A 9,781-nucleotide genomic window follows, 5' to 3' on the forward strand; every position below is an offset into this window, starting at 1 on the left:
GCACCACCCCGTCAGTAGCTGAACAGGAGGGACAGCTGATAGAAACAGAAGCCACTGGAGCACCTCAAAAACACCATCATACACTAAATCAGTAAGTTGGCAGCATCACCGGAACTTCAAAACTGCGCAAAACACGCAAATACGCACAAGAAAGTAGGGCTGCGCTTGGAATTCGGAAAATAAACCACATCAAAACTACTTTTTAGCCAAATAACGTTTGGGAATCACCAGAATGGTGGGACAACAGCGGTTTTAGTGCCCTAAATCGTACGTTTTCATCCAGTTGCCCCTCAAACCCCATGTTCAAGTCAGAATAGTGGACAGGCGGCCAAGAACTTCGTTCATGATAGTCTCCGGAACCCGTTCGAGTCGTTTTCCGCCCCGTGCTTTCATATCAATTGTCCGGGGTTGATCGCAACGTACAACACCTGTGGTACGTATGCCAACACCATCCAACGACACCGCAAAGCCGGCAGTGCGGGCAAAATTGCCTCCGCTGGTTACGGGCACAACAACAGGCAGGCGGGTCACGCGATTAAAGGCCGCCGGTGTGACAATCAGCACCGGCCGCGTTCCCTGCTGCTCATGACCTGCGGTAGGATCAAGCGAGACAAGCCAGATTTCCCCTCTTTCCATGTCAGATTTCCTCCTGACCAGTCGCCGGTGCATCCAGCCATTCTCGTTCTTCAGCTGATATTTCAGCATTCGGATCACACTGTGCCAGTAGCTCAGCCAGTGAATATTGCGGGCGTCTGTACGGCTCAACAATCAGCCGGCCATTATCAATGACCATGCCAACTTCATTATCTGTGCCCAGAGACAGCGCATTCAGCAGTGCCGGTGGGACGGTCAGCATAACTGAGCCGCCAACCCTCTTCAGTCGGGTGGTATGCATTCTTCACCTCCATAAAAGTTATATTTAAATATAACATCCACTAAAAAAACACACCAGGCTTTAACGCACAATGTTTAATAAAAATATAACTTTCAACCAAACAGTAAACCCAGCGTGGTTGCTTCCATATGCAGCAATACCGGCAGCAGCAGGCCACCACTTCTGATCCTGGCCACTGATGTAATCAACCCCACCAGGAACAGTTCTGCCAGTGTCAGCAGGTTCTGATACTGGCTGTGCGCGGCGACGAACAACAACGACGTTATCAGCGCCCCCAGCCACATCGTCCAGCAGTACCGTGAACGGAAGACGTTCAGCATAATCCCCCGGAACAGCGTTTCCTCATTCAACGGGGCAAGGATAAAGATGGTCAGCAACGTCAGGATCACGTCAGGTATGGACTTATCGGCAAAAAGTTTCGTCATAAATGGCTCAGCAGGCAGAGCCAGCGCCTTACCGAGCAGAAATACACCGACATACACCACGGCCATCGCACCGACCAGCCACGGTACGCCAACGTTGCGCAGCTGACCAACGACCGGTAGCGGAGCTATCCAACGGCGGTATACCAGGAAAACACACAGCAGGTACATCAGAACAGTACCATGACTGAAGAACAAATAGTTTTTTCCTGATCCATAAAGCAGAACGGCCTGCTCCATGACAAATCTGGCTCCCCAACTAATGCCCCATGCAGCCAGCATAACCAGCATAAACTGCAGATATTGATTACGTGTTTGAATCATTGCATCGCCTGTAAATTTTTAACTTGTCCTATTTTTGTCATTACCACGTATATACACATGTATAACAATTCAGATATCGTTACCAGGATATGCCGCATCAGCGGCATGGAAGGCGGCACTCTGTTGTTTCATATGATACAGGAGTAAAACCGCCGAAGCCCGGCGTAAGCCGGTACTGATTGATAGATTTCACCTTACCCATCCCCAGCCCTGCCAGACCATACCCGCTTTCAGCCATGAGAGAGCTTCTGTGCGCGGTCGGAGTGGTCCCGACGAGGGTTTACCCGAAGTCGGGGCGTATCTCCGCGTTAGCGGGCCGTGAGGGCCGCTTACGAGCGTGTACTGAGAACTTCCAGCGAGAAGACTGACAGCGATGAAGATGTAGTTACAACATTCATAATTAAAAGCGACTCTGTTCCGGCCCTTTGGGCCGGGGCGGGGCCGCTTTTCAGTTATGAGGGAGGGGCTTTGTGGTTTCGGTTCTGCGCTGGACCGGGGTTTTTCTGGAGGTTGTTTTTGTGTGTTGTAACTAAAGTGGCTCCGGTCGGGGCCCGCCGCTTGCGGTGGGAGGTGCATATCTGTCTGTCCACAGGACAGGCAGTGAATAGGTTTTCTTTTTAAATGAATGTAATTAAGTAGTTTAAAGGAGATATAAACAGGTGTTTAAAAGATACATTGCACCCTGTAAGACTGGCGGCTGGCGCTTTATGACATGAACGGTTGTAACCTTATGGGGAAGTCCCTTGCAGTTAAATGTGGATAAGCAAAATTCCCCGTCGCTGAGGCGCATTTTGTATTAAAAACAGGGGGAACCGGATGCTCCAGAAGGTGGATAGTGAGGTTGTTTTTTGTATGTGGTGCTGATTTTTTGTTCGCTGGCAGGCTTCAGGCGTGCGAATGCCTCCGGTTCGGGCCGGATTATTCAGAAGAGGTCACTTTCAGGGGGAAGCTGTGGCCAGCCGGCTGTAATTGCGGTTACGTGACAGAATCATGCGCTCCTTCACACGACGCTCCACTTCACGTTTTACCGCCTCACGACTGGCAGTGAAGCGCCCTTCCGCGATTTCGCGCGTCAGCTGCCGTTTCACCAGGGTGATAATATCCTGACGTTCCCTGTCCGCATCACGACGCGCACGGGCACGCTTTATTCCCCGGGACTTAAGCTCTGTCTGGTAACTGCGGAAACGCTCACGAACAAAACGCCAGGCTTTCGCTATCAGTTCATCCATGCCCAGGGTATCCAGCCCCTGCTTTTTGCGTTGTCTGTTTTCCCATTCCACACGGCTGCGGCGTGCGGAAGCCACCGCCACCTCAGACACATCGAGAGCGGCAAACAGCGCCGGTGTGAACGTGATATCGGTCGGAATGTTGCAACCAATAAGCGGGTCATATTCCGTCTGGTAGGTAATCAGACCCAGCTCAGCCAGGGACGTCAGGGCACGGGTGGCACGGGTGATGGAGAGTACTCCGGCATCAGACTCCGTCGCCAGTCCACACTCAATGGCCAGCGTAGTGATGGAGCACTGGACGCGGTTGGCCAGCGGGTCATAGTGAAAACACAGCCCCTGCAGCAGCGCATCAATAGCCCGGCGACGCAGTACCGGTGGCATGCGCCGACGCAGTCCCTTCGAACGGGCATGTGCCACATGAATGGCGAAATCAAAACGGGAGGTGAAGCCCACCGCCTTTTCCATCAGTTTTTCGCAGAACTTCAGCGTTCCGGCACCTTCACGGGGTGTGAACACCGGATTCGGATTTTTAACCTGTGAATAGTATTTTTGAAGGAGATCAGCCATGTCCCCCTCCAACACTATTCCCCCTCCTACGGGCGGTAACTAGCTCGTCTGGGCCGACACGTAAAGTTTCGAACATATCTGGTCTGAACCAGATGGTTCCTCCATCAAAAGCGATGAGATGAAGATCATTATCAAGAGTTTTGAGGGCTCTCCAAACACGAGTGTATGAACCTCCACTACAAACTGAAAGCTCTTTAACAGATAAGTTAACTTTGTTCGTATCAGGGATGTAGTGTGCGCACATTACTTGTACGAGGGAAACATAAAAACTAACCATCGACGCGCTGATTTTATTTTTACGTTTGCCATGCGCTATTGCAAGCAAACCTCTGATGAAGATCAGATGCTTGAAGGAGTCAAAATGAGCCCTTTTCTGGAGAAGGCTGCAAAACGGGTGAGGATACTTGCTGGAATCAATGTGAAGATCTGATTCAATCCCACCCGCTATTACTGAATGTGTTTCATGATTAGCCACACCATCCTGCACTTACAATGCACAGAAGGAGTGAGCACAGAAAGAAGTCTTGAACTTTTCCGGGCATATAACTATACTCCCCGCATAGCTGAATTGTTGGCTATGCGGTTTTATGGGGCCCCGGTAATCTTTCTAGTCGCCAAACTTGAAGAAGATTATCGGGGTTTTCGCTTTTCTGGCTCCTGTAAATCCACATCAGAACCAGTTCCCTGCCACCTTACGGCGTGGCCAGCCACAAAATTCCTTAAACGATCAGCAATCTACCACTCACTCCTGAGATAAGCAAGAATGTGAATATTTACGAAGTCGCTCTGCGTTTCAGCTCTGATTCAATCAGTTTTTCAAGCATCTGCGCCTGAGTAATACCTTCCTCATCCGCCAGTTCACTCAGCCTGTCTTTTAACCGGGCCTGAATAACCGCATGAAAAGCCTTATGAGTGTTGCTTCTGCGAGCCAGAGAAGCTCTTTGCCTCTCTCTGGCCGGAACAGGGTTACCTTTCCGGTATGTACGCTTGGTGCCTGATGAGGAAGTCACTGCATTTTCTGTCTGCGACATCTCGCCTCCTCAATTCTCAAACAGGGATCGTTTCGCAGAGAATACTACAGTTTTTTGAAATCAGCGACTTGAAAGTTGTGACGATGATCTGTGTTGGCGCACAAATCATGTCTGATTACGACCGTTTAATGTGATTTTGATAATGAAATGACTGAAAAGCTGGAAATGCCTTAGCCAGGGTGCCGGCCCCGGGCGGGACCGGCTGTTTCTGGTATATAGGGTGTCTGCCCCTGAAATACCTCACACTTCCGGAAAGCGGGGACTTCCGTCCCCGCCCGGCAGCTTACTTCCGTGCTTCGTAGGCCAGAGTTACCTGCACCACTGTATTTCCTCTGTGAATATTCAGCTCACATAACCGTTCCCTGAATATCAGTGAAAAACACAACACCGTGGCGCACACGGCGAGCAACCCGATAAGGGCATATTTCGTCATAAACTTTGACCTCTCAGCAAAGAAGAGGCTACAATCAGTAGTGTTAAGGTACTTCATGCAGACCTCACGAGTTAATGGATTAACGAGTGGGGTCTTCGCATTTCTGGTACCTGCGTCTTGCCTGAACCAGAAAGGCTCAAACACCCGCCGCGATAATACCACATTCCCTGTTGCTGACTATTACCCCCATTTGCCTGTTTTTGTTACAAAAACGCCGGGAGCGGGGGAAAACTTACTTTTTCCCGTTTCCGGGGGGGACAACTGAGCATTGCGAACGCGTCAGCTACGATGTTCCGGTGATTGCTGATCAGCCCCTGTTGTATTCATAAACTAATTAACATTCATTCTGTCTGGTGCATAAATCTGCCCGTGAACATCTGCAGACAATACCGGCCATGAAAAGATAAATAATACCAGTGGAATATATTTCCTCATGTTATTCTCCATATCAGATAAATGGCACCTGTATTTCAGCCCCCCTGAATATCGCAGCACACATTGAATAAGACCTTATTTTGTGAAATTAATCACAAAATATAAAATCGCGACTTAATACGGAAAAAACTCTGTGCTACTCAGAACTGGCCGGTCATACTGCCCGACCGGATATTAAAAAAAGCAAATCTCATAAACTCCTTTCAGCCTTCTGACTCCTGGAGTAATGAAGGCTGCTTTTTTCGTTACACCCTTCCCCGGCAGCGCCGGTGGCAGTGTTCAGCCCTTTTCCGGGCAAACTGTTGCCAGTCTGTCCGGGGAGCTATGCAGGCAGCCCGTCGCCATGCTTCTGCCGCTTCCATCCAGCGTCCACTGACCTCCAGAATAACGGCCCGCCCGCCGGCACGCTGGTAACGCCAGACCTGACCGTTCCGTGAACTGTTTCTGAATCCATTCATTTTTCTGCTCCTCCCTTTTAGTCGTCAGTATTATTGTGGTAAATAATTCAGTGGACTGGCTTCCTTTCGGGTACGGAAGTTATTTCCTTTTAAGCCTTATTGTTTCAGCCTCCCCGGTTTCCGGGGAGGCTTTTTTTATTTCCCATCAAGCACGGCCTGAAGTTCTGCCTTTGTCCGGTTCTGGCGGCGAATTTTCTCCAAACGCCCTGCCGCATACGCTTCCTCCTCCTGAGAAATATGCTCCGTCACATACCCTTCCGTGTCATACCGGCAGGCACCGGCTTTCATGGCACACAGATAGCTTTCTGAACGGGTGATGGCCTTCAGCGCCCGGCGCAGTTTTTTATGCGAGAGCGGGATATTCCGCTGCGCCACGTCTTCCAGTAACACGTCCCGGATACCGCAGGCCAGAAGCCGGGGCGTGTTACCGTCAAACAATCCCGGCCACCAGGGTTTCAGAGTGTTCACCGCCTCATCCAGCGAGGGCAGCGTCAGATAAATGGACAGCGCCTGTCTGGCCTGTGCTTTCTTCGCCGCCAGCTCTGCTTCCCGGGCAGCCTTCTCCGCCAGTTTCTGCTTTTTCACCTTCCATTTTGGTGGCGTGGTGACATTGATGATGGTTTTCCGGCTCCGGGTCGGTGTTTCCCCTTCCGTTTTCCGTTTCAGTGTCAGTACCGGTCGTTTCTGCTCTGTCATGATTGCCCTGACCTTTGTGAAAATATGTCCTCCAGGTCGTTGAAACTACTCACTATGATATTAAGCTGACCTCAACGACCTCTGACATATTAATACCGACAATTAAAGATGTTTTTTAAACCATTGCGTCTGTACTGCCGCCACACGTTCAAAAAACGCGCCTTTATAAATATCATAATGGCATGCGTCAGCTTCCTCGTATAATTCCTTAGTACCAGAAGCAACAGCATCATATAAGGCTCTTCCCTGTTCTGGTGGATTAACACTATCCTGGCCGGCAATAACAACCAAAACTGGGCACTGTACTTTGGCTGCGCTCTCTGCCGGTTTATATTGCAACGTCTCCATAACCGTAAGGAAAGGTATTTTTATATCCATTTCAGGATACTGACCTTTTACCTTCTCGAAGAATACCTTTGATTCATTATCACTCAGTACCCGGGTAACCCCCACAAACATCTCTTTCCCGGTATTTTTCTTCTTTTCTGCCATTTTATTCAGCGTGGACAGAAAAGAAGCTTTCTCCAGTTCATTCATTTCTCCGGTAACCAGAACCTCACCGTCAGCAAAAGCCAGCTGGCTGACAATACATTTTACGCGTTGGTCCTGCGCAGCTGCACTGAAGACATGCCCCCCTCCCAGCGATGTTCCCCATAACCCAATACGCTGATTATCAATACATACCTGCTTTTCTGCCCAATTGATAACTGAAATAATATCTTCGGTCTGCATTGCCGGAACCAGACGACCTCGTTCCCCTTCACTCTCACCGAATCCACGATAATCAAAAGTAATCGTTGCAAACCCGGCTTCTGTAAACGCATTCGCAAAGGAAGGCAGCAGAACATTCCGGATACCGCAAAATCCATGGCATAAGAGAATCAAAGGATGTTTTATATTTCCTTCCGGGACACGAAATGTCAGGGCAATACCTTCAGGGAGTTTGTGATCCGTAATTTTCATAAATATCCTGTGTTATGTTGTTTATTAATAAGCAGAATCAGCGCCAGCATCATACCAGTCACACAGCCAGAACGCCCAGCACAGTAAGATGACAGGCATAGAACGTCGGGAAAAAATCCCCGTACCAGAAACGGGGTAGTGATTTCCCTGTACAGGACACCAGACCAACAGTCAGCACCGTCATCACAAGGCCGGCCACCGCCGCTGCATCACTGGTGGCAAGGTTAAGCGCCGGAATAACAGCCAGCAGGCAGGCGACCAGCGCCAGACGTTCCATTCTGTCTTCCGCCCGGTACAGCCTGTGGCTGACTGCCAGCATCAGCAGCCCGGCAATGCCGTAACTGGTGCCGGAGAAAGGCAACCACATTGCCAGAAGCAACATGGTCTCTGCGGAACGCCACCAGGTGCGCGTTTCACACCATGTCAGCACCTGTGCCGCAACTGCAAAGGCAAACAGGATATTCCCCTCATACCAGGGAAAGCCGGCCAGATAATATGCGAACTGGGCAATCACCGCCCATCCCCACAGCCGGTTAATGGCCTCCTGCCGGATATGCGTATGACGGGACAGATTCAGCCCCCACACCAGGGCAAACAGCGGAAAGGCCCCACGCCCGACCAGAAACATCCACGACTGGTCCAGATGCAGAATGCGGTTTGCATGGTCCAGAACCATCAGCACCAGTGCCACCGTTTTGATGATATCCCGCTGTCCGGGTGACCAGACCAGCAACGACTGCAACCAGGTATCGGTCCGGGCAGCCAGTGAATCATTACGTGTTGTGTTCGTGTTATCCGTTGTCATCAGCGTTTATCTTCCTGTGTCAGTCTCCGCCCAGGGTTTTCTCTTTCTGCAGGTCACGAACCATATCCCGCTCCATCTGCTGCAGTCGCTCCTGCAGCAGATTTTCCCGGGCAACCTCCCGGACCGCTTCCCGCACCCGTTGTGGTTCACGCAGTACACTCTCCGGCAGCGCGGCTTCCCGTTCAGATATGGCAGACCGGTCACGCTCCAGCCCGGCAATATCCCTGACAGCCTGCTCTGTTTTGCCGTCCGGCAGGTCAGGTTTGTTCTCTGCCATTTTACGGACAATTTCATCCGCACGGCGTTCCGTTTCACGGCGGATGGCCTCTTCAGCCTGCCGCTGTGCCAGTACCTCTGCCGTGACCGGTTCGCCATTTCCGGCTCCCGGCTGAACGCTGTTGTCCGGGATATCCCCCCACACGCGACCACCGGTGATGGTTCTGGGATTCCACGGACGACCTTCACCGGCGATTCTTACCACCACACCGCTGTCAGGATTATCACGGGCAATCCGGACACCATCCTGCATATTATCAGCCAGCAGGCTCTCTCCGTTACGGCTGCCCTGCAGGGCCACGAACTGCGCATCCCCGCTGCCTTTCACCCGGCCTTCACCACTGAAGCCCCGCAGCCCGTTTCCGTCATCCGTGGTCAGCGGGTTCAGCCAGATACCAGCTGACTTGCCGTTACGGTCAAAAGCCGGCAGTGCCACATACGGCTGCGGATATTTGCGCCCGGGTGCAATAAACCGTGCAGGACTGTCTCCCCCGGCCAGCCCTGCCTGACGGAGAACGGCACGGCCGGCCACCACGTCCCGCAGCTCCCGCGCCGTACTGAACAGCCGCTCTGCATTCATGACCTCCCGGTCCGATTTCGGCTCTAGCACATCGTGGGCAGTTCCTTTCTGTACGGCATTGTTGATGGCATCCGTCCAGCCCTGACGGTTATCGGTGTACACCTGCACATGCTGCTTCATACGCGACAGGGCCACGTAGGCTGACTCAAAGCCGGCCATCAGTTTCCGGTTACCTTCCGTGCCTTCAAGCGCGATGGCAAAGGTTTCACTTGCCCCCTGCGCACCGTGGGCGGTGATGGCATAAGCCAGGTCAATATGTTGCTCTGCCCGCTCCTGACCTGGGCGAATCACCCGGATCTGCTGTCCGTCCGACAGCGTGACACTGTCACCGGAAACCGCTGTCACCGTCCAGACGCTGTTGGCCACATAACCTCGCTCCCGGTCACTCTTCGTGAAGCGCATCCGGTCACCGGTTCCCACCCGGATGGTGTCCGGGGTGTACAGTGTGACGCCTTCAGCCACCGCCTCCCGGGGCGAAATCAGCCGCGTGTTACCTTCCGCATCCTCCAGGGTTATCAGCCCGTCATCCTTGCTGATACCGGCAATCCGGTGATACATGCGTATTTTCATGAAAGGAGATCACTCAATAACTTCCATCGAGATCGGGTAATAACATTTGAACAGATCGCTGAATAACATCGATGGAGATCACTTTTGACTCATTTTG

Annotated in this window: 13 protein-coding genes and 2 pseudogenes; all 15 read right to left on the reverse strand. The window is 51.7% G+C overall.

Features of this window, described 5'->3' with window-relative positions; all coding sequences use genetic code 11:
* Positions 1 to 55: IS1 family transposase (locus ACJHWT_RS24735; RefSeq protein WP_129692851.1), on the reverse strand; the 55-nt coding region annotated here is incomplete at its 3' end.
* 248 nt (positions 56 to 303) lie between these two features.
* The gene (gene pemK-mt, locus ACJHWT_RS24740; RefSeq protein ID WP_000439434.1) at positions 304 to 636 is read right to left on the reverse strand and encodes a type II toxin-antitoxin system toxin endoribonuclease PemK-mt; all 333 of its coding nucleotides are present in this window, start codon (positions 634 to 636) and stop codon (positions 304 to 306) included.
* Position 637: 1 nt separating this feature from the next.
* On the reverse strand, positions 638 to 895 hold the full coding sequence (pemI, locus tag ACJHWT_RS24745; protein ID WP_000557619.1) for a type II toxin-antitoxin system antitoxin PemI: 258 nt from the start codon (positions 893 to 895) through the stop codon (positions 638 to 640).
* Between the two features lie 92 nt (positions 896 to 987).
* Positions 988 to 1,641 carry a CPBP family intramembrane glutamic endopeptidase gene (locus ACJHWT_RS24750; RefSeq protein ID WP_000616807.1) on the reverse strand — a complete coding sequence of 218 codons (654 nt, stop codon included), beginning with the start codon at positions 1,639 to 1,641 and terminating at the stop codon, positions 988 to 990.
* Between the two features lie 938 nt (positions 1,642 to 2,579).
* Entirely contained in the window at positions 2,580 to 3,437 is an 858-nt protein-coding gene (repA, locus tag ACJHWT_RS24755) for an incFII family plasmid replication initiator RepA (protein WP_232583156.1), read from the reverse strand.
* Positions 3,430 to 3,912 carry a hypothetical protein gene (locus ACJHWT_RS24760; RefSeq protein ID WP_001273588.1) on the reverse strand — a complete coding sequence of 161 codons (483 nt, stop codon included), beginning with the start codon at positions 3,910 to 3,912 and terminating at the stop codon, positions 3,430 to 3,432. Before ACJHWT_RS24760 ends, repA begins: the two co-directional genes overlap by 8 nt.
* Positions 3,905 to 3,979, reverse strand: coding sequence for a RepA leader peptide Tap (gene tap, locus ACJHWT_RS24765; protein WP_001442103.1), 75 nt, complete (start codon positions 3,977 to 3,979; stop codon positions 3,905 to 3,907). Before tap ends, ACJHWT_RS24760 begins: the two co-directional genes overlap by 8 nt.
* A gap of 231 nt (positions 3,980 to 4,210) precedes the next feature.
* Positions 4,211 to 4,468, reverse strand: coding sequence for a replication regulatory protein RepA (locus tag ACJHWT_RS24770; protein ID WP_000083845.1), 258 nt, complete (start codon positions 4,466 to 4,468; stop codon positions 4,211 to 4,213).
* Positions 4,469 to 4,751: 283 nt separating this feature from the next.
* Entirely contained in the window at positions 4,752 to 4,958 is a 207-nt protein-coding gene (locus ACJHWT_RS24775) for a Hok/Gef family protein (protein WP_001351576.1), read from the reverse strand.
* Between the two features lie 303 nt (positions 4,959 to 5,261).
* Positions 5,262 to 5,336, reverse strand: a pseudogene (locus ACJHWT_RS24780) (endonuclease); the annotation flags it as partial.
* A 245-nt stretch (positions 5,337 to 5,581) separates the two neighbouring features.
* Positions 5,582 to 5,794 carry an ANR family transcriptional regulator gene (locus ACJHWT_RS24785; protein WP_001299730.1) on the reverse strand — a complete coding sequence of 71 codons (213 nt, stop codon included), beginning with the start codon at positions 5,792 to 5,794 and terminating at the stop codon, positions 5,582 to 5,584.
* 135 nt (positions 5,795 to 5,929) lie between these two features.
* Positions 5,930 to 6,490, reverse strand: a complete 561-nt coding sequence (locus ACJHWT_RS24790; protein ID WP_000139315.1) for a fertility inhibition protein FinO — start codon at positions 6,488 to 6,490, stop codon at positions 5,930 to 5,932.
* A gap of 102 nt (positions 6,491 to 6,592) precedes the next feature.
* Positions 6,593 to 7,453, reverse strand: coding sequence for an alpha/beta hydrolase (locus ACJHWT_RS24795; RefSeq protein ID WP_000704514.1), 861 nt, complete (start codon positions 7,451 to 7,453; stop codon positions 6,593 to 6,595).
* Positions 7,454 to 7,511: 58 nt separating this feature from the next.
* A complete protein-coding gene (traX, locus tag ACJHWT_RS24800; RefSeq protein ID WP_000205749.1) occupies positions 7,512 to 8,258 on the reverse strand; it encodes a conjugal transfer pilus acetylase TraX in 747 nt (248 codons plus the stop codon).
* Positions 8,259 to 8,277: 19 nt separating this feature from the next.
* Positions 8,278 to 9,672, reverse strand: a pseudogene (locus ACJHWT_RS24805) (conjugative transfer relaxase/helicase TraI domain-containing protein); the annotation flags it as partial.
* Positions 9,673 to 9,781: the final 109 nt, after the last annotated feature.

This window comes from Escherichia sp. WS338, assembly GCF_046486405.1.
GTDB lineage: Bacteria > Pseudomonadota > Gammaproteobacteria > Enterobacterales > Enterobacteriaceae > Escherichia > Escherichia coli.